The organism is Pseudoxanthomonas sp. z9 (assembly GCF_006542425.1).
Classification (GTDB): Bacteria; Pseudomonadota; Gammaproteobacteria; order Xanthomonadales; family Xanthomonadaceae; genus Pseudoxanthomonas_A.
Genome location: NZ_VFID01000009.1, coordinates 26143 through 45982, shown reverse-complemented (window position 1 = coordinate 45982; position 19840 = coordinate 26143). Strand labels below are relative to the sequence as shown.

Below are 19840 nucleotides of genomic sequence, written 5' to 3'. Positions count from 1 at the left end.
TCGTGAAATTGGCGTTGGTCGCGGCATTGGTGGTGCCTGCTTTCGTAGCCTCAGCTGAAAAGGCCGAGCCCACGATCAGGGCTTCGATTGCTGAGGAAGGTGACCGTTACCGCTTGACCTTCACCAACATTTCGGACCGAACGATTGAGTTGCCGGATGTTTACCTCTCCGGCTCGCATCGTGGCGGCTATTGGCTGTTTCTCTACGACCCGAAGGAGAAGAAGATCCAGCAGGGAGGTGCAAGTGTCCACATTGCACCTGGCATGGAGGCTTTGCCACGCCGGCCCGTCAGGCCTGGGCAGAAGGTAGAGAAGGAGATTGAGAAGAAGTATCTCCTTGAATATTTCATGTACTTGCCGAAGTGCTATTTCCTTGTGGTCCAGTATCGGTGGCCGGACCATCCCGAGGTAGGTTTCTCGAAGCCATCGAATGCGTTATATCAGTGCGGCGATGAAATCCAAGGGCCGCGAGTAGACGACCCTTAGTGGCGCAAGTCGGTTGGGCAGTGGCGTCCAGCGCATTCAGGTTCGCTTGGTGTCGAGTGCGCGGTTGGCTGCCGTTTCGTACTACATACCCACCCTAGGAGAGCTGCTTAGGCATCCTTCCAAGCTTTGGTCCAGCAAGTGCTCGGGATTGCGAACCTGCAACAGATAATCAGGGGCAACTGACGCTCAGGCAGCCACGCGGCGCGATACCCCACCGGTTCAACGACATGCCTGGTGCTCGTCAACAGCGAAAGATCCTAAATGTCATGAAAGGCGCGGACTCGTGTATTGGGAGCATGCTCTGTGTTGCCCAAGATCTGCCCGCTTCACAGACCAGAATAGCTATTCGATAAGAAGGTGACAGAAAACGAACGAGCTGACGAAGTGGGGTGGGCGAGGTGGGCTGACTCAAACAATGCTGCCGGCATATTCAGCGTGATCCTGGGTGTCGCTCTTGCCAAGGTTGCCAAACGCCCGCCCCACGGGGAAGAACCAAAAACGACATGGTGGTGTCATAGTCAGTCGCGGTGATCTTCATTTAACGAAGAGATAAGCTCGGAAACGCAGGAGGAAACCAGGTCGTAGCGGCAATCTCCTCACCTACTCGATTGACAGAGACCGACTCGTCTGGGAGAACAAGCGTGACTGCGAGGTGGTTGGCACCGATTGAAGCTGAGGCGGCACGAGGCGTAAAGTTGCCGAAAAAATGGGAGAGGGACCATGGGGACTCTGTCTGCATCTGCAACAAAGGAGCAGGGCCTTGGGGAGCGCATTGAGAAATACCGCGCAACTCTGGATCAAGATGGAAACGAAGCGCAGACGCGCTTCCACGTAATAGACGAGCTCCTAACGAATGAGCTCGATTGGAAGAAAGACGCTATTCGCGTTGAGCCCTACATTGAAGGGGCTGGGTTTGCTGACTATGCATTCTTTAGTTCAGGCCGTTGTCGTGCTGTCCTCGAAGCGAAGAAGGACGGCTTTGAGCTCTGTTCGGTAAAACAGACAAATATGGCAGTCGTTGCACTCGATGGATCCGCACTAAAAGATGCTTCTGATGGAATTAGCCAAGCAATAGGGTATGCGGCAAGATTCGGTTCGGCCGTCGGCATCGTTACGAACGGCAGGCAGTGGATAATGTTTCTGGCGTCACGCAGTGACGGAAAGCCACCAAATGAAGGGCTGGCGGTAGTTTTCCCCACAATCGAAGCCATCCTCGGCTCATGGGCTCAGTTCTATGACTTCATATCGGAAGCGGGACTGCAAGAGCAGAAGCTCGCAACTTTTCTGAGAGAGCGGGAATCAGGCTCAATTCCCCTCGCCGTCTCCTACTTCAGGGCGATCGATAGAAGCCAGAAACGCGTTCCGCAAGTTTCGGATCTTGCCTTCTCCTTGAGTGAACTATTTCGGAAATCTTTCATAAAGATAAACACAAAATCTCGTGCAGCCCTCATCGAGTGCTTCGTTGAGACGCGGGCCAGCCGCGAGACGGATGTTGCTTTTGAGAAGATTGTGAATGAGCTGATCGATAGGGCGCTTCGACGACTTGATACGATCGATGTTTCTAACCCTGATAACTTACAGGGGTTGCTTGAGAGTTCGGTTGAGCTTAGAACCGGCGAGTTCGTCCTTCTTGTAGGCAATAAGGGTTCAGGAAAGACCACCTTCCTTGATCGATTCTTCTCGAAGATTCTTCCCTCTAGTCTCAAGGAACGGGTTCTGCATTTGAGCGTCGATATGCTCAAGAGCGAGGGATCAGACCTGCACCTTACTGACTGGATATCTGGCGAGCTAATTCGGCAAGCGGAGCGAGAACTTTTCGGGCCAACGCCTACATATGACCAGCTCCGTGGTGCATTCTGGCCTATGTACAAGCGCATGAGCACTGGGGAACTCGCACCCTTATACAAACGCGACCGAGACGCCTTTAGGCAAAGGTTCGGAGAGGATCTGGCAGCACTGCGCAGAGATCAACCGCGCGAATATCTTCTAGAGCTCTTGAAGCGCTCTTTGGTTGGGCAGCAGCGCTTGCCGATCCTAGTGTTCGATAACGTCGACCATCTTCCGCGTTCTACCCAGGATCGAGTTTTTCAGTACGCGGTAGGAATATCGACCAGCGTTGCGTCGTTTCTAATCTGTCCCGTAACTGACACGACGGTGTGGTCTCTTAGTAAAGCAGGACCGCTGCAGAGCTTCCACTCTCGCGCGTTCTTTCTACCTGTGCCGAGTCTGAAGGATGTCTTCGCTAAACGGCTAGACGTTCTGCAGGCCGAGCTCCGAGACACCGAAGAAGGTAAAGGGAAGACCGCTTTAGTCGGCCAAGGAATGCGACTCACGATCAAGGACTTGCAGTCGTTCTGTGCTGCAGTTGAATCCATATTTGTATCGACTTCCGACATAACCGCGGTCATCGGCAGACTATGCAACTATGACGTCAGAAGAAGCCTTGAGCTCTCTGGCGAAATTCTATCTTCACCTTGGATTGGGCTGGAAGAGCTTCTCAAGATGTATGTCGCCAAAGGTGAGGTGCGCCCGAAAAGAACTGCGCTCATGACGGCGTTGGTGCTGCAGAAGGGCACCTTGTATGACGAAGACAAACACAACTTCTTGGTGAACATATTTGCTAGGCCGGCCGGCACGCTGGCATCGCCATTCATGGCCCTCTATTTGCTCCGTTTCCTGTCGATGGTGGATGACAAAGCATCCACCACGCGTGATCGCTTTACAAGCGTATCTCAGCTTTGGGATAAGTTCCATTCTCTAGGCGTTCACCGAGAAACCTTCCGCTACTACCTGGATAGGTTGTTCTCGCGCGCGTTAATTGAGGCGTACGACCCATCGGAAAGGGCGCTGCGAGATGAAACTCTTGTTCGAATAAGTCCGGCCGGTGCCGCGCATGCTCGGCTTGTATATAGCGATAACGTCTACATATCGCAAATGGCCCTGGTAACATCTCTTACGAATGAAGCCGCATGCATCTCGATTCGCGAAGAGTCCCAGAAAACTTTTCAGGGGTGGATGAAGATCTGCAATATTCTTCTAACGCAGATGAAGATTGAAGACAGTCGTGTGTTTCCGGCAGTGTCAGATGAGTTGTACCCTTGGATCATTGCGGTGAGGAATGACATCGAACTGCTGCATCAGCGCATTGAGGAACGCAAGCCAAAGAAGTGGACGGCGAAGTCGAGAAGGCCTTGATTGGTCTGGTGACTAGCAGGCCGTGTGGCGTCGCTGCGCTACCGTTGTGAGGTAGACCAAGTGCCCAAAGGCCAGCAAGGTACAGCCGTCTTGAATGGTGCTTTACGAAAAGGCGCGTGGTAACGTCTAGGCATGCTGACGCACAGGTGCCATCGCCGAATATCCCTGGTCTGAGTTGCGACCAGGCCCTGGTAGCTCAACGGTAGAGCAGCGGGCTTATACCCCGTAAGCGCCAGATAAGCGGCAGGTTGTGGGTTCGAATCCCACCCAGGGCACCACCCTTGTTCATCGAACCATCTCGCACGGAGTCTTGGCTGTGTTGCGCGGGTTCTGCGTCTCGCCCAATCAAGCCCCGCCAGCTCCCTAATCATTGCAAGCGCGGCAAACTCCCACAAACCGCTGGTTCTTATGCGGTGCGTATAGCCAAGTCATTGATTCTATTGGGCGCGTAGGCTCGTAAAAGCGGTTCACCATGGCTTGAACCATCACTTAGTGAGAATCCTCCCACTAACCCTCTGGCGGACCACCCGCTTCGAGGGCCGGGAGAAAATGGCGCGCCCGGAGGGATTCGAACCCCCGACCAATGGCTTCGGAAGCCACTACTCTATCCGGCTGAGCTACGGGCGCGCAGACGGCATAGCTTACCCGAAGCCGGCGCGCAGCCCAATGGGCGACGCCGGAGCGCGTGGAAACCCGGGACCGCGCCGCGCGGGGAGGACGGACCGCCGCCGCCGGGGCGGTAAGATCGGTCCGTGGCGCCACTGGCCAGGAAGAAGGCGGGCGCCATCGCCTCCACCCGATATGCGCCGAAGATGGGTTACGAACGTTTTGAAGCTTCCCCGACGCCGCGCTGGCGCGAGCGTCTGGGCCAATACTGGAAACTGACCCGCGGCGATCGGCCGATCGGCGTGCTGTTGCTGCTGTGGCCGACCTGGTGGGCGCTGTGGCTGGCGGCCGGCGGCACGCCGCCGTGGTGGACCCTGTTCGTGTTCACCGCCGGCGTCTGGCTGACCCGTTCGGCGGGCTGCGTGATCAACGACTACGCCGATCGCTGGCTGGATCCGCATGTCGAGCGCACCAAGGCGCGACCGCTGGCGACCGGCGCAGTGAGCGGTCGGGAGGCGCTGATGGTGTTCGCGGCGCTGATGATCGCCGCATTCGCGCTGGTGCTGACGATGAACGCGCTGACCATCGGCATGAGCGTCGTCGGCCTGTTCCTGGCGGCCAGCTATCCCTATCTCAAGCGCTACACGCACCTGCCGCAGGTGTACCTGGGCATGGCGTTCGGCTGGGGCATCCCGATGGCGTTCGCCGCCGTGCAGGGCGAAGTGCCGCCGATCGGCTGGGTGCTGTATGGCGCCAACATCCTGTGGTCGACCGCCTATGACACCTGGTACGCCATGGTCGATCGCGACGACGATATCCGCATGGGTTCCAAATCCACCGCAATCCTGTTCGGCGATCTGGATCTGGTCATCCAGGGCGTGCTGTACGCGCTGGTGTTCCTGGCGTTGGCGCTGGTCGGCCGACGGGCGGATCTGGGACTCTGGTACTGGGCCGGACTGGGCGTGGCGGTCTTGCTGGTGGCCTACGAATTCTTCATCGCGCGCCACCGCGAACGCGGGCCGTGCTTCCGCGCGTTCCTGCACAACAACTGGGTGGGCGCGGCGGTGTTCGCGGGCATCGCGCTGCACTATGCCCTGGCCGCCCGTTGACCCTTCCCCTCATCACCGTGACCGCAGGGTCCGCTGGCAGGCCAATGGAGGCCGCATGAAGCATGTGATCCCGAAGCGCGCGTTCCCCCTGCTGCTGTGCCTGTCCACGCTGGCGGTTCCCGCGTCCGCGCAGGACGCCGCTCCCACCCGCGAGCATTTCGCCGCCCCCGGCGAAGAAGCCGACTATCACCAGTGGCACTACTCGCCGGTGGTCAAGGTGGGCGACATGGTGATCGTGTCGGGCATCCCGGCCGGTGGCGAGGGCGGCTACGAGGACAAGATCCGGCGCATGTTCGAAGTGTTGAGGACACGGCTGGCGCTGGCCGGCGCGGATCTGGCCGATGTCGTGGAGCTGACCAGCTACCACCGGCAGCCGACCGATACGGCCGCCTTCCAGCAGGAGTTCGATCGCTTCCTGCGCGTGCATCGCGAATTCTTTCCTTCGCACTACCCGGCGTGGAGCGCGGTGGGCACCACCGCGCTACTCAATGAAAGCGCGCCGGTCGAATTGCGCGCGGTGGCGATGATTGGTTCCGGGCGTGCGCCGAAGGCGGCCATTCCACTCCCGCCGGTACGCTGATGCGGGCTCAGGCCTGCGATTGCAGCCGCCTGAGCCGGAACGCGACCATCAGTTGCAGGACGCCATAGAGCAGCGCGCCAATGGCAATCCACATGGCGATGGTGATGAGGCCGATGCCCGGCTTGGCCAGGAACAGCACGCCCAGCAGCATCGCCAGCACGCCACTGAGTGCCAGCAGCCATTCGCCGTTGATCAGCTTGCGTACCTGGATGGCGAACACGATGCGGGCGATGCCGGCGATGATCAGCCAGATCGCCAGCAGCCACAGCATCGCCTCGGCCATCTGCGCCGGCTGGGTGATGGCCAGCACGCCGAAGCCGATCGAGACCAGCGCATAGAGAATCAGCAGCCAGTTCGGCAGCGCGATGTCCTTGCGGAAAATGCTGAGCAGGCTGACGATGCCATCGGCCAGCGAGAGCGCGCCGAACGCCAGCACCAATGCCAGCACCGAGCGACCGGGCCACAACAGTGTGACCACGCCGAATACCAGCGCCAGCACGCCATAGAGCAGGAATACCCACCAGCCACGTGCGGCATTCGCCGACAGATTGCCGCCCATTTCCTTCTCCTTTCCGGGAAAGCCGGGCCACGAATACGCCCGGTGCGGGAAGGCGTCAAGTCGTGGCTTCCGTCCCGCAGGGAAACTGCGGGCGGCCCGGTCCGGATCAGGGCTTGGCGCGATACGGGACGTAGGTTGCGCTGGCGAGCTTCCAGTGGCCGCCGTCGCGGCGGAATTCGAACACGGTGCGCAACTGCTTCTGCTGCTCCGTGCCCTGGATGCGCAATGTCGCGGTGTTCAATGCGATCAGCCGCGCATGATCGCCGTCGATGTGGATCCGCGGATCTCCCAGCGTTGCCGACACCGGTTCCACGCCCTTGGACAGCATCTGTTCGCGGGCCTGCGGTGCGTAGAAGCCCAGTACCTCTTCGCGGGAGTCGACGTCGCCCACCGGCGAGACTTCCACGTAGTCCGCTGCCAGTACCTTGTCCAAGGCCGGGACATCGAAACGGATCTGCGCGTCGAGCACCGATTGCGCGATCGCGCGCAGCGCGGGGCCATCATCGGCGGCGAACGCGGTGGCGGACAGCGCGGACGTCACGCACAGCGACAGGCCAAGCAACAGCGGGCGAACCTTCATGGAGGGAAACTCCCGGGGATGTCCTGCGGAATGTGCGCCACCGCGTGCGTCCACGCACCTGCCGGAAGTCCGGTCACGGCACGCGCGCGCAGACCCAGGCGTCGACCCGTGCGACCCCGGCTCGCCGCAGCGCGGCGGCGGCGGCATGCAGGGTCTGTCCGGTCGTCATCACGTCATCGATCAGGGCCACATGGTCGGGCAGCGTGGCGGGGGCCGCCGCCTGGAAGGCGCCGCGCAGGTTGCGTCGGCGCCCATGCGCATCCAGTTCGGATTGCGGGGCGGTGTTGCGGACCCGCCGCAGCGCGTCGGGCAGCAGCGGCAGTTCCAGCCGGCGCGCAAGTGGCCGGGCCAGCTCCAGCCCCTGGTCATAGCCCCGTTGGCGCAGGCGATCGCGGTGCAGTGGCACCGGCACCAGCGCGTCCGGTCGCGGCTCCGGGTCCAGCGATCCGGCCATCAGCTCGGCCAGCAGTCGCCCCGCCGCGAGATCGCGGTGGAATTTCAGCCGGGGCAGTAGCCGGTCAAGCGGAGCCGCATACAGGAACACCGCGCGGGTGGCATCCAGTGGCGGTGGCTGGCGCAGGCACTGGCCGCAGCGGCCGGGTGTCGACAGCGGCAGCGCGCAGCGGTCGCAGGCGGTCCGGTTCCATGGCAGGGAATCGAAGCAGATGGGGCACAAATCAAGGCCGTTGCCGCCATGTTCGCGGCAAACGAGGCAACGTGGAGGAAGCAGGGCATGGCCCAGCGAGGTCAGCCAGTTGTCAACTTTCATCGCGTCCTTGCGGTTGACAGGGTGGGGCGGGATTTCCAGACTGACCGACTTTATCCCTGCGAGCCCGCGATGTCCGCTCACATTGAAACGCCCGAACTCCGCCATGACTGGCAGCGCGAGGAGCTGCTGGCCCTGTTCGATCTGCCCTTTCCGGAATTGCTGTTCCGGGCGGCGACGGCGCATCGCGCCCATTTCGACCCGGCCGAGGTGCAGGTCTCGACCCTGCTGTCGGTGAAGACCGGCGGTTGCCCGGAGGACTGCGCCTACTGTCCGCAGGCGCAGCGCTACGACACCGGCGTGAACGCGCAGAAGCTGATGGAAACCGATGAGGTGCTGGCCAGGGCGCGCCAGGCCAAGGCCGCCGGCGCCTCGCGGTTCTGCATGGGCGCGGCCTGGCGTTCGCCGAAGGATCGCGACATCCCGAAGGTCGCCGAGATGATCCGCGAGGTGAAAGCGCTGGGACTGGAGACCTGCGCGACCCTGGGCATGCTCAGTGGCCCGCAGGCCAGCGCGCTGAGGGACGCCGGGCTGGACTACTACAACCACAACCTGGACACCGCGCCGGAGTTCTACGGCGACATCATCCGCACCCGCGAGTACCAGGACCGCCTGGACACCCTGGCGCATGTGCGCGACGCCGGCATGAAGACCTGCTGCGGCGGCATTGTCGGCATGGGCGAATCGCGCGATCAGCGCGCCGGCCTGCTGCAGGCGCTGGCCAACCTGCCGGCGCATCCGGATTCGGTGCCGATCAACCGGCTGGTGCAGGTGGCCGGCACACCGCTGCACGGCACGGTGGAACTGGACCCGTTCGAGTTCGTGCGCACGATCGCGGTCGCGCGCATCGTGATGCCGCGTTCGATGGTGCGGCTGTCGGCGGGTCGCGAGGCGATGAGCGACGAGTTGCAGGCGCTGTGCTTCAGCGCTGGCGCCAACTCGATCTTCTACGGCGAGAAACTGCTGACCACCGGCAACCCCGATACGGAGCGCGACCTTGCCCTGTTCGCCCGGCTGGGCCTGCGGCCGATGGCGGTACAGGTGGAAAATTTTGACGACAGTCACAGAAGCAATGTTACCGGCGGCGCTACGGTGCACGCCGACATCACCGCGCCGGCCGCCTGCTGCGACCACGCGGCGTAGTCGGTTGTGCTCAGGGGGAATCTGGCAGACAGGCACGGCGCCGTAATGGCGTCGTCGGCGTGCGTCGTGTTTCCGGCCGTGCGGCGCAATTGAGGAAATCCGTTCGCCGTTCCGCTGCCAGGCTGCCGTCCGCCATGACCCGTCCCGATCTGCTTGAACGCGTCCAGAACCAGCGCAAGCTCCGCGCCGCGCAGGGACGCTCGCGCGTGCGCCGCACCGTCACCCGTCGCGACGGCGTGCGGGTGGAGGTCAATGGCCGCTGGTTGACCGAATTCGCCGGCAACGACTACCTGGGCCTGTCGCGGCAGTTCGAGGTGCAGAACGCACTGCAGGACGCGGCCGGCCGCGATGGCGCGGGCGCCGGCGCTTCCCATCTGATCACCGGGCATCACCTGGCTCATGAGGGACTGGAACAGGACATCGCCGACTGGCTGGGCTATCCGCGCGGGCTGCTGTTCGGCAGTGGTTTTCTGGCCAACCTCGCCGTCCAGCAGGCGTTGCTGGAAGACGGCGACGTGTGCGTGCAGGACCGCCTCAACCACGCCAGCCTGATCGACGCCACCCGTCTGGCGGGCTGCAAGCTGCGCCGCTACCCGCACCTGGATCCGGAAGGCGCGATGCGCCAGCTGCGGCAGGCGCCGGAAGGCGCGGCGATGCTGGTCACCGATGGCGTCTTCAGCATGGATGGCGATGTCGCACCGCTGCGCGCATTGAGTTTGGTGGCGCGGATGCAGCAGGCCCTGCTGTACGTGGACGACGCGCATGGCGTGGGCGTGCGCGGCCCGGACGGGCATGGCAGCGTTGCCGAGGCGCGGATGGGCGTGGACGAGGTGCCGCTGCAACTGGTGACGCTGGGCAAGGCGCTGGGCGGCTACGGTGCGGTGGTGGTGGGCAGCGAAACGTTGATTCAGCACCTCGCGGAAACCGCGCGACCGTACATCTACACCACGGCGCTGCCGCCGGCGCTGGCCGCCGCCGCCCGGGTGGCGGTGCGGCATGCGCGCCGGGATCACTGGCGCCGCGAGAAGCTGCAAGGCCTGGTGGATCGTTTCCGCACCGCCGCCCAGGGGCGCGGGTTGGAACTGATGGCCTCGGACACGCCGATCCAGCCGGTGCTGTGCGGCAACGAGGCCAACGCGCTGGCGCTGTCCTCGGCGCTGGAAAGCGCCGGCTTCTGGGTGCCGGCGATCCGCCCGCCGACGGTGCCGGAAGGCAAGGCGCGCCTGCGCGTCACCCTGTCGGCGCTGCACACGCCGCAGGACGTGGACCAACTGGTCGATGTGCTGGCGCGGTCGTGGGAAGCGGTGCGCCGCATCCGCAACGTCGGCACCTGAACCCGCGGTGGCCGCCCGCGCGGCCGCCATTCCCGGATCGGCGACAATGGGCGCCGTCTTTTCCCGCCGGTTGCGCCGGCGGCTTCCAGTTCCGTAACGCATGCATATCGAAGTCGTGGGCCGCGGCCCCTCGCTGGTTCTGATCCATGGCTGGGCCCTGCACGGCGGCGTGTTCGCGCCGCTGGTCGAACGCCTGGCGGATCGCTGCACCCTGCATCTGGTCGATCTGCCGGGCCACGGCCACAGCCGCGAGTCGGCCACGCCGCTGGAACTGCAGGCGTGCGCGACGGAAATCCTCGCGCGCACGCCGCCGGCGATCTGGCTGGGCTGGTCGCTGGGCGGCCTGTTCGCGATGCAGGCGGCGGTATCGTCGCCGCAGGTACTGGGACTGGCGCTGATCGCCGCGACCCCTCGCTTCGTGCGCGGCGCGGACTGGCCGCACGCGGTCGAGCCTTCGGTTTTCCACCAGTTCGGCGAGGAACTGCGGCGCGACTATCGCGGCACGCTGGAACGCTTCCTGGCACTGGACACGATCGGTTCAGAACATGCGCGCGAGGAATTGCGCACGCTCAAGCAGACCCTGTACGCGCGCGGCGAGCCCGCGCCGGAAGCGCTGCAGGAGGGCCTGCGGCTGCTCGAACAGGTCGATCTGCGCGACGCGCTCGCCGGCCTGGCGATGCCCAGCCTGTGGATCTCCGGCCGCCGCGATCGGCTGGTGCCGGCGGCGGGCATGCGCGACGCCGCGGCGCTGGCGCCGTGGGGCCTGCACGTGGACATCGCCGGTGGCGGGCATGCGCCCTTCCTCGGCCATGCCGATCAGGTTGCCCGCGAGTTGATCGACTTCCTCTCCGCCGTCGGCCATGCGTCCGCCGGTTCCAGGACATGACCCGCCCGGGCCATTCCCCGCATCCGACTACAATCCACCGATGAGTTCCCAGTTCGATCACCGCCACATCCGCCGCGCCTTCTCGCGTTCGGCCGCCGGCTACGATGCCGTCGCCGTGCTCCAGCACGAAGTCGAGAAACGCCTGCTGGAATCGCTGGATTACCTGGGCGATCGCGCGCCGAAGCTGGCCGTGGACGTGGGCAGCGGACCGGGCCATGCCGCCGCCGCGATGCACAAGCGCTGGCCGAAGGCGCAGGTGGTGGCGATGGACCTGGCATTGCCGATGCTGCGCGAGGCGAAGAAGCAGGCGGGCTGGTGGAAACCGTTCGCGCGCGTGTGCGCCGACGCGCGCGCGCTGCCGCTGGCCGAGGGCAGCGTCGACGTGTTGTTCTCCAACCTGTGCCTGCAATGGGTGGAGGATCTGCCGGCGGTGTTCGCCGGATTCCGTCGCGTGCTCAGGCCGGGCGGCCTGCTGCTCTGCTCCACGTTCGGTCCGGACACGCTGCAGGAACTGCGCGATGCTTTTGCCGAGGCCGACGATACGCCGCACGTCAGCCGCTTCACCCCGATCGCGCAGTTCGGTGACGCCTTGATGATGTCGGGCTTCCGCGATCCCGTGCTGGATCGGGATCGCTTCACCCTGACCTACGCGGACCTGCCAGCGTTGATGCGCGAGCTGCGCGCGATGGGCGCGACCAACGCGATGAGTGCGCGCCGGCACACCCTGACTGGCCGCCGCCGCTTCGCCGCCGCCAGCGCGGCGTACGAACCGCTGCGCGGTGCCGACGGCAAGCTGCCCAGCACCTGGGAGGTCATTTACGCCCACGCCTGGGCGCCGGAACCGGGCGCGCCGATTCGCGGGCAGGGCGAGGAAATCGCCAGCGTGCCGGTGTCGCGGATTCCGATCCGCCGTCGCGGGGAGTAGCGCCGGCGGATTTGTGCCCGCGGTGCCTGGCGAGTGGCGTGGCCAGTGTCGGCGTTGCCGCCATGCACGGCATGGAGATGCAGCGCCTTCCCTCATCCCGCGCAAATCCCCGTCGCCCGCTGACGCGGGCGCCCGCCCCCTTTTTCGCTTTCAACAGCCGAATGGCTGATTAAGGGGCTCTCCAAGATTGCGTCCGAACCGGCACTGATAGTTCGCACACCGAACCGAAGCACCCGCCATTCCTCCCCCTTCGCAGAAGGGGGACCGAGGAGGATTTGCTGTTCGCTCTCTTCGAAACCAGCCGCCGTATTACCGGCTCACCTGCGCAATCCAGTCCTGCAGGTTGTAGTAGTTGGTGACGCGGGCGATCCGGTCATCGCGGATATCGAAGAACGCGCCGCCGGGCAGCACGTAGGCCTGTCCCTTGGCCGGCGGCAGGCCTGCGTCGGTGTTGAGGTATTCGCCATGCACCACGTACTCGGCGGCGGCACGATCGCCGTCCAGCGAAGCAAGCACCACGATGTCGCGCAGCCTCTCGCGGTAGCTGGCGTTCATCCGGCCCAGGAACGCGGCGAAGGCTTCGCGTCCGGTTTCGCGCGCGCCCTGGTTGAGATCGTGCACGACATCGTCGGCGAGCAGCGCCAGCATGCCGTCCCAGTCGCCCCGGTTGAAGGCCGCGTAGTACGTCAGCACCAGCTCGGTGGCGCGATCCTGCCTGCGGTTGCCGTCGATCTTCATGGGCGTGGCCTCGTCCGGAGCAAAGCCGGATGATACTCCGCGCGCGCGTTCGCGGCGCTCAGCGCGATTGCGGCAACCGGTCGCGATGGAAGAAGTACACCTCGGCCAGCAGGAAACGCCAGCGGGTGGTGAAGCTTCGGAAGCGGGTGGTCGGCGTGGGCGATCCCAGCGCATCAATGCCCTGTTCGTGGCTGATGCGCAAAGCGCGCGCCATGTGCAGCGGATCGCTGACCACGATCGCGCTGCGCAGATCATGGGTCTGCATCAGCGCCGCGGCCTGGCGCAGGTTCTCGTGGGTATTGCGGGAGACCGATTCGATCAGGATGGCCCTGGCCGGCACGCCCTGGCGGATGGCGTAACGGCGGCCGACCTGCGATTCGGAGAAACGCGCGCCGGAGCCGCCATAGCCGCCGGTGAAGATCAGGGTCCTGGCCAGGCCCCGCTTGTACAGATCGATGCCGTGGCGGATGCGCTCCTCGAACACCGGCGAAGGCTTGGCGTCGTAAGCCGCCGCGCCCAGCACGATGATGGCGTCGGCCGGGGCGGCCTGATCGCGCTGGCCCACCCAACTGATATAGCCGGCCACGCCGGCCAGCCACAGCAACAGCAGCACCAGCAGGCGCCGCATCCAGCCCCAGAATCCCGTGCGCCGCTGGCGGCGCGTCCCGCTCACGCTCACGCCGGCCCCCAGGGCAGGGCGTCGAGATCGACATTGCCACCGGACAGCACCAGCCCGACCCGCTGTCCGGCGAAGCGTCCGCGATGCTTCAGCAGTACCGCCAGCACCAGCGCCGAGGAGGGTTCGACGACCAGCTTCAGGCATTGCCAGAGCAGGCGCATCGCCGAGATCGTTTCCGCATCGTCGGCCACCAGCACCTGCACCCCGTGCTCGCGCAGGGCGGCGAAATTGGGTTCGCCGACGAGGGTGCGCAGGCCGTCGCAGATCGTGTCCGGCGTGAAAGCATCCACGCGCCGACCGGCCGCCAGCGAGCGCGCGGTGTCGTCGGCACCGGTGGGTTCGGCCGCGTAGATCCGGCAATCCGGCGCGACCCGCGCGGTGGCGATCGCGGTGCCGGTGCTCAGGCCGCCGCCGCCGACCGGTGTCATCACCGCATCGAACGCGCCATGGCTGTTATGCAATTCCAGGATTGCGGTGCCCTGCCCGGCGATCACCGCCGGATGGGTGAACGGATGGATCAGCTGGGCGCCGGTCTCTGCCTGCACCCGCGCGCAGGCCGCCTCGCGCGCGGCCTGGGTGGGCGCGCAGCGGTGGATGGTCGCGCCGTAGCGTTCGATGGAGGCGAGCTTGGCGGCCACGGCGCCTTCGGGCACGACCACGTGGCAGGGGATGCCGCGGGTGCGCGCGGCCAGTGCGAGCGCGCCGCCGTGGTTGCCGGAAGAATGGGTGACCACGCCACGCCCGGCGTCTGCTTCGGGCAGTGACCACACGGCATTGCAGGCGCCACGGAACTTGAACGCACCACTGCGCTGCAGTGGTTCGGCCTTGAAGAACAGGGAACAGCCGGCCAGTTCGTCGAGCTCGCGCGAGTGCAGGACCGGCGTGGTGTGGACGTGGGGCGCGATGCGTGCGGCGGCGGCCAGGATGTCGTCGAACGTGGGCAGGGTGTGCGGCATGGCAACAGGTTAACGCACCGCCCGGCCCGGCTGGATGGAGGGAAGGGGCAACGGCAGGTGAAGCCCGCGGGCCGCGATGGCCAGGGTTAAGCACGGATTCAATCCGCCGGCCCGATGCTGGCAGTCGCTGGAAAAGTCAGGGGCCGCACATGAAACCAAGACTGCTGATCATCGCTGCGCTCGCCGCGGCCGCGCTGAGCGGTTGCGCGACGTACGACCATGTCGGCGCCAGCGCGGCCGGAGGCTATTACCAGGGCCGTCCGGTGGTCCGCTATTACGACGCCTATGGCTATCCGGTCTATGGCGGCTATTACGGCGGCTACTACAACCGGCCTTCCTATTACGGACGCCAGCCTTATTACGGTTATTACGGTCCGTACTACCCCTATTACCCGCCGCCGGTGCATCGTCCGCGTCCGGGCCACGACCATGGTGGCTACCGGCCGCCGCCGGGCAGCGGTCCGGGCGGCAACCGCCCGGCACCCTGGCGCGACCCGACCCGGGGCGCCTGGCGCGAGCACGGCCAGCAGCCGGCGGTCCCGGGCCAGCCGCCCCGACGGGTGAGTCCCGGCATGCCCCCGCGGGTCTCGCCAGGGGCTCCGCCCCGGGTCTCGCCGGGCGCGCCGTCGCGGCCGCAGTCAATGCCGCGCAGCATCAACGAGCGTCCGGCCGGGGCGCCGCGAATCCAGCCCCGTGGCGGACGGGTCCGGGTCATCGAGAACTGATCCGGGGAGGGGCAGGTCGCCGGCCGTCGGGCCGTTGGAACCGAAGTTGACCGGTTGCGTCGCTTTCTGACGTCACAGGCGATAAAGGTTCCATGTCGACGTCCGGTGGGGAGTTCTGGATCCCCCCTGTTCCGGTCCCTGCCGGGCGTCGGCGCCCCTTCAAACCCGGCTTCGGCCGGGTTTTTCATTGGCCGACGCGGTATCCTGCGCGCACAAAAAAAGGGCCGGCAGTCCCCCGACTACCGGCCCTGGCATCCCCGCTGTGCGCATGGCTGGCCCCTGTTCCAATTCCAGCCCACGCCCCTGTCGCTTGCCACATCGGGTGCCACGGGTATTTCGCAGGAAGCGTGCCAATCCGGCACCACCCGGCCCGGCGCTCTACCGCGCCGACCTCCCAGGCTGAACACGAACCATGAACCACGATTTCTACCGTTACGACGTCATCATCATCGGCGGCGGCCACGCCGGCACCGAGGCCGCGCTCGCCGCGGCCCGCGCCGGCGCGCGCACGCTGCTGCTGACCCACAACGTCGAGACCGTCGGCGCGATGAGCTGCAACCCGGCCATCGGCGGCATCGGCAAGGGCCATCTGGTCAAGGAAATCGACGCGCTGGGCGGGGTGATGGCATGGGCCGCCGACCGCGCGGGCATCCAGTGGCGCACCCTCAACGCGTCCAAGGGACCGGCGGTGCGGGCGACCCGCTGCCAGGCCGACCGCGCGCTGTACCGTCGCGCCATCCGCAGCGCGGTGGAGGCACAGCCCAACCTGACCGTGTTCCAGGCGGCGGTGGACGATCTGATCATCGAGAACGAAAGCGTGCGGGGTGCGGTTACCCAGACCGGACTGCGCTTCCATGCCCCCGCGGTGGTGCTGACCGCCGGCACCTTCCTGGCCGGCAAGATCCATGTCGGCGAGACCCAGTACGCGGCCGGCCGCGCCGGCGACCCGCCGGCCACCGCGCTGGCGCACAAGCTGCGTGAAGGCCGCTTCGTCGTCGACCGGCTGAAGACCGGCACGCCGCCGCGCATCGACGGTCGCACGCTGGACTATTCAATGATGGAGGAACAGCCCGGCGACGATCCGATGCCGGTGATGTCCTTCATCGGCGACGTCGCCGATCATCCCGCGCAGGTGTCGTGCTGGATCACCCACACCAGCGAGCGCACCCACGAGATCATCCGCAACGCGCTGCACCGCTCGCCGCTGTACACCGGCCAGATCGAGGGCATCGGCCCGCGCTACTGCCCGTCCATCGAGGACAAGGTGGTACGTTTCGCCGAGAAGGTCAGCCACCAGATCTTCGTCGAGCCGGAAGGCCTGGACGTGGTGGAGATCTACCCCAACGGTATTTCCACCTCGCTGCCGTTCGACGTGCAGCTGGATCTGGTGCGCAGCATCCGCGGCTTCGAGCAGGCCCACATCACCCGCGCCGGCTACGCCATCGAATACGACTTCTTCGATCCGCGCGGGCTGAAATCCTCGCTGGAGACCAAGGCGGTCGCCGGCCTGTTCTTCGCCGGCCAGATCAACGGCACCACCGGTTACGAGGAAGCCGCCGCGCAGGGCCTGGTCGCCGGCCTCAACGCCGCCCGCTTCGTGCAGCAGAAGGACGCCTGGTCGCCGCGCCGCGACGAGGCCTATATCGGCGTGCTGATCGACGATCTGATCACCCACGGCACCAACGAGCCCTACCGCATGTTCACCAGCCGCGCCGAATACCGGTTGCAGCTGCGCGAGGACAATGCCGACCAGCGCCTGACCGGCGTCGGCCGCGAACTCGGCCTGGTCGACGACGCACGCTGGGCGCGCTTCAGCGCCAAGCAGGAAGCCGTCGGCCGCGAGACCGCGCGCCTGCGCGCGCTGTGGGCCACCCCCAACAACGCGCTGGGCCGCGAACTGGAAGCGGTGCTGGGCGTGGCGGTGAGCCGCGAGACCAACGCGCTGGACCTGATCAAGCGTCCCGAACTGGACTACGCCAAGCTGATGCGGGTACCCGCGCTGGGACCGGCGGTGGACGACGCCAAGGTCGCCGAACAGGTGGAAATCGGCGTCAAGTACGCCGGCTACCTGGACCGCCAGCGCGAGGAAATCGAACGCCAGCAACGCAACGAGTCCACCCCGATTCCGGAAGGCTTCGACTTTGCCGGCGTGCACGGCCTGTCGGCCGAGGTGCAGCAGAAGCTGGCGCGCGTGCAGCCGCAGACCGTCGGCCAGGCCCAGCGCATCCCCGGCATGACTCCCGCCGCGATCTCGCTGTTGCTGGTGCATCTCACCCGCGCGCGGCGCGCGCGGGTGGCGTGACGCGGGCAGGGCAGGCGCTTCTGCCTGCCGCGCCGATGCTTTCGCCGGCGCGGCACCACAAGCCGGCTTACTCCGCCGGTAGCCCCATTTCCTTCAACAGGTGCGGGGCCGCATAGACCTTGGACATCAGCCAGCGCATGTAGCGCATGTCCACGTGCACGGCGCGCTTGTAGCGCGGGTCGAACATCCAGCTGGCGCTGACCGACTCCCAGTTGCTGTCGAAGTTCAGGCCGATCAGCTGGCCGCGCGCGTTGAGCACGGGTGAACCCGAGTTGCCGCCGGTGGTGTCCAGGTTGGTCAGGAAGTTGACCGTCTGGGTCTTCAGCGCGGGATCGGCGGTGTTGCCGAAGTCGCCCTTGGCGATCGCCGCCAGCAGTGGCCTGGGCGCATCGAAAGGTACCGTGCCGGTGTTCTTCTCGACGATGCCGGCCACGGTGGTCACCGGCGAGTAGGTGACGCTGTCGCGCGGATGCAGCGATTCCACCTTGCCGTAGCTGATCCGCAGGGTGCTGTTGGCATCCGGGTAGACCGAGCGTCCCTGGCTGCGGTACCAGCCGGTCAACGCCTGCATGTAGGCCGGGCGCAGGCGCAGCAGATCGCCGTCGCGTTGCTTGCGCTCGTTCTCGATGCGCAGCAGCGCCGGCTGCAACTGCGCCGCCAGCGCCAGCAGCGGATCGGCCGAGCCGGTGATCGCCGCCGGTTCGGCTTTCAGCAGGCCGACGCGGGTCGCTTCCTCGCCCAGCGCGGTGCCGGCGTAGACGCGTGCGAGGGTCGCTTCCAGGCTGGCGGCATCGCGACCGAAGGCGGCATCGAATTCCGGCAGGCGCTGCGCGTCGGGGAGCTTCTGGTAGCGGCCGACCAGCTCGGTCAGGAAGGCGCGTTCCATGCCGGCGTCGTAGCGACGCTGGACCTGCTTCAACTGGCCCTCGATGAGGGCGAGATCACGCTCCTGGTAGCCGCCTTCGCGATCCGCGTCGGGCTTGCCGCGTTCCAGCGCCAGCCGCTGCAGGTTGATCGCGCTGCGCAGCAGCTGGGTGCGGCCGTCGATCATGCCGACCAGCAGGTCGCGCTCGCGCATGGCGCTGGCCTGGTCGAGCAGCGCCTGCGCCTGATCGATGCGCGCGCGCGTCGACGTGGCGTCGCCGCCCGACTTCGCCAGCCACGCGTACATCACCTTCTCGGCGTCGGCACGGACCTGGATGGCGTTGCTGCGGCGCAGGCCTTCCAGCTCGCCGCTGAAGCGCTTGCTGCTGTTCTTCAGGCCGGACAGCTGGCTGGCGTACTTCACGCCGGCTTCCGGATCCGCCTTGCCGCGCTGCTGGACGATGCCGATCAGCGCGTCCAGTACCTCGACGTTGGCCGGCAGGCCCCATTCGATGCGCTCCTTGAATTCGCTGGCGAAGCGGTGGCGGTAGGTGATGCCGGGATAGCCGGCGAGCATCGCGAAATCGCCTTCCTTCGGGCCATCGAGCGCGACCTGCAGGTGCGCGGGTGCGCGGTAGGGCACGTTGTCCGGGCTGTACGCCGCCGGCTTGCCATCCTTGCCGACGTAGGCGCGCAGCAGGGTGAAGTCGCCGGTATGGCGCGGCCACATGAAGTTGTCGATCTCGTCGCCGTAGTTGCCGATCGCGCGCGGCGGTGCGTAGACCAGGCGGATGTCGCGCAGTTCCAGCTGCTTGATGCGGTAGAAATCGGCGCCGTAGTACATGGTGGCGACGCTGCAGCGCATGCCCGCCTCGCGCTCGCACTCGCTGACGATGCGCTTGTTGGCGCGGTCCACCGCGTCGTAGTACTCGCGGCCGGTCTTGCCGGCGGCATCGCGCATCACGTCATCGGTCACGCGGTCGAAACCGACGGTCACCAGCACCCGGTAGTCGGGATTGGCCGGAAGCTCGGCGGCGCGATCGCCGGCGATGTAGCCCTGATCGATCAGATTCTTCTCCGGCTTCGAGTTGTACTGGATTACGCCATAGGCGACGTGGTGGTTGGTCAGCACCAGGCCATCGGCGGAAACGAACGCGCCGGTGGCGCCGCCGACCTTGACCACCGCGTTGAGCGGCGGCCGGGTCAGGTCCGCCAGCGCGGCCGGATCGCCTTCGAAACCCGCCTGGCGCAACGGTCCGGCCAGTTGCGGCAGCTGCGAGGGCATCCACATGCCCTCGTTGGCCTGCGCGGGCAGGGCCAGGGCGATGCCCAGGGCCAGGGCGGTGAAGGGCGTGCGTGCGCTCATGGGCGGGATTCCTCGGAAAAGACAGCCTGCGACGATAGCGGC

General features: G+C 65.7%; 17 protein-coding genes and 2 tRNA genes. 11 read left to right on the top strand and 8 right to left on the bottom strand.

Annotated elements, in window-relative coordinates; translation table 11 throughout:
• The first annotated feature begins 2 nt into the window (after positions 1-2).
• From FG323_RS11215 to FG323_RS11205, 3 genes are all read left to right on the top strand, one after another.
• Positions 3-485, top strand: coding sequence for a hypothetical protein (locus FG323_RS11215; RefSeq protein WP_141454705.1), 483 nt, complete (start codon positions 3-5; stop codon positions 483-485).
• A 720-nt stretch (positions 486-1205) separates the two neighbouring features.
• Positions 1206-3680 carry an AAA family ATPase gene (locus FG323_RS11210; protein WP_141454703.1) on the top strand — a complete coding sequence of 825 codons (2475 nt, stop codon included), beginning with the start codon at positions 1206-1208 and terminating at the stop codon, positions 3678-3680.
• A gap of 185 nt (positions 3681-3865) precedes the next feature.
• A tRNA-Ile gene (locus FG323_RS11205) sits at positions 3866-3958 on the top strand.
• A 272-nt stretch (positions 3959-4230) separates the two neighbouring features.
• Here FG323_RS11205 and FG323_RS11200 read toward each other — a convergent pair.
• Positions 4231-4307, bottom strand: a tRNA-Arg gene (locus FG323_RS11200).
• Positions 4308-4492: 185 nt separating this feature from the next.
• On the opposite strand from FG323_RS11200, the gene ubiA reads away from it, so the two are divergent.
• A complete protein-coding gene (ubiA, locus tag FG323_RS11195) occupies positions 4493-5395 on the top strand; it encodes a 4-hydroxybenzoate octaprenyltransferase (RefSeq protein ID WP_141454819.1) in 903 nt (300 codons plus the stop codon).
• Between the two features lie 55 nt (positions 5396-5450).
• Complete coding sequence (locus FG323_RS11190; protein ID WP_141454701.1) at positions 5451-5975, top strand: Rid family hydrolase; 525 nt, start codon at positions 5451-5453, stop codon at positions 5973-5975.
• 7 nt (positions 5976-5982) lie between these two features.
• Here the strand turns inward: FG323_RS11190 and FG323_RS11185 are convergent, their stop codons facing one another.
• The 3 genes from FG323_RS11185 to FG323_RS11175 form a co-directional block, all read right to left on the bottom strand.
• Positions 5983-6534 carry an HdeD family acid-resistance protein gene (locus tag FG323_RS11185; protein WP_141454699.1) on the bottom strand — a complete coding sequence of 184 codons (552 nt, stop codon included), beginning with the start codon at positions 6532-6534 and terminating at the stop codon, positions 5983-5985.
• A gap of 106 nt (positions 6535-6640) precedes the next feature.
• A complete protein-coding gene (locus tag FG323_RS11180) occupies positions 6641-7114 on the bottom strand; it encodes a nuclear transport factor 2 family protein (RefSeq protein ID WP_181444181.1) in 474 nt (157 codons plus the stop codon).
• 73 nt (positions 7115-7187) lie between these two features.
• Positions 7188-7883 (bottom strand): ComF family protein, encoded by a 696-nt coding sequence (locus FG323_RS11175; protein WP_141454696.1) that lies wholly within the window; start codon positions 7881-7883, stop codon positions 7188-7190.
• Positions 7884-7952: 69 nt separating this feature from the next.
• On the opposite strand from FG323_RS11175, the gene bioB reads away from it, so the two are divergent.
• The 4 genes from bioB (at position 7953) to bioC (ending at position 12168) form a co-directional block, all read left to right on the top strand.
• Positions 7953-9023 carry a biotin synthase BioB gene (bioB, locus tag FG323_RS11170; protein ID WP_141454694.1) on the top strand — a complete coding sequence of 357 codons (1071 nt, stop codon included), beginning with the start codon at positions 7953-7955 and terminating at the stop codon, positions 9021-9023.
• A 134-nt stretch (positions 9024-9157) separates the two neighbouring features.
• Positions 9158-10357, top strand: a complete 1200-nt coding sequence (gene bioF / locus FG323_RS11165) for an 8-amino-7-oxononanoate synthase (RefSeq protein WP_141454693.1) — start codon at positions 9158-9160, stop codon at positions 10355-10357.
• Between the two features lie 100 nt (positions 10358-10457).
• On the top strand, positions 10458-11243 hold the full coding sequence (bioH, locus tag FG323_RS11160; protein WP_141454691.1) for a pimeloyl-ACP methyl ester esterase BioH: 786 nt from the start codon (positions 10458-10460) through the stop codon (positions 11241-11243).
• A gap of 40 nt (positions 11244-11283) precedes the next feature.
• Positions 11284-12168: a malonyl-ACP O-methyltransferase BioC gene (gene bioC / locus FG323_RS11155; protein WP_141454689.1), complete on the top strand. Its 885-nt coding sequence runs from the start codon at positions 11284-11286 to the stop codon at positions 12166-12168.
• 309 nt (positions 12169-12477) lie between these two features.
• Here bioC and FG323_RS11150 read toward each other — a convergent pair whose 3' ends face one another.
• The 3 genes from FG323_RS11150 to FG323_RS11140 are packed head-to-tail and all read right to left on the bottom strand — an operon-like array spanning position 12478 to position 14541.
• Positions 12478-12906, bottom strand: a complete 429-nt coding sequence (locus FG323_RS11150) for a ketosteroid isomerase-related protein (RefSeq protein ID WP_141454688.1) — start codon at positions 12904-12906, stop codon at positions 12478-12480.
• Between the two features lie 58 nt (positions 12907-12964).
• Entirely contained in the window at positions 12965-13597 is a 633-nt protein-coding gene (locus FG323_RS11145; RefSeq protein WP_181444192.1) for a YdcF family protein, read from the bottom strand.
• Complete coding sequence (locus FG323_RS11140) at positions 13582-14541, bottom strand: pyridoxal-phosphate dependent enzyme (RefSeq protein ID WP_141454686.1); 960 nt, start codon at positions 14539-14541, stop codon at positions 13582-13584. The genes FG323_RS11145 and FG323_RS11140 overlap by 16 nt, the downstream gene beginning before the upstream one ends.
• 149 nt (positions 14542-14690) lie before the next feature.
• On the opposite strand from FG323_RS11140, the gene FG323_RS11135 reads away from it, so the two are divergent.
• Together FG323_RS11135 and mnmG are read left to right on the top strand one after the other, a co-directional pair.
• Complete coding sequence (locus tag FG323_RS11135) at positions 14691-15266, top strand: hypothetical protein (RefSeq protein WP_181444180.1); 576 nt, start codon at positions 14691-14693, stop codon at positions 15264-15266.
• A 412-nt stretch (positions 15267-15678) separates the two neighbouring features.
• Positions 15679-17568 carry a tRNA uridine-5-carboxymethylaminomethyl(34) synthesis enzyme MnmG gene (mnmG, locus tag FG323_RS11130; protein WP_141454684.1) on the top strand — a complete coding sequence of 630 codons (1890 nt, stop codon included), beginning with the start codon at positions 15679-15681 and terminating at the stop codon, positions 17566-17568.
• 67 nt (positions 17569-17635) lie between these two features.
• On the opposite strand, the gene FG323_RS11125 is transcribed toward mnmG, so the two are convergent.
• Complete coding sequence (locus FG323_RS11125; protein ID WP_141454683.1) at positions 17636-19798, bottom strand: S46 family peptidase; 2163 nt, start codon at positions 19796-19798, stop codon at positions 17636-17638.
• Positions 19799-19840: the final 42 nt, after the last annotated feature.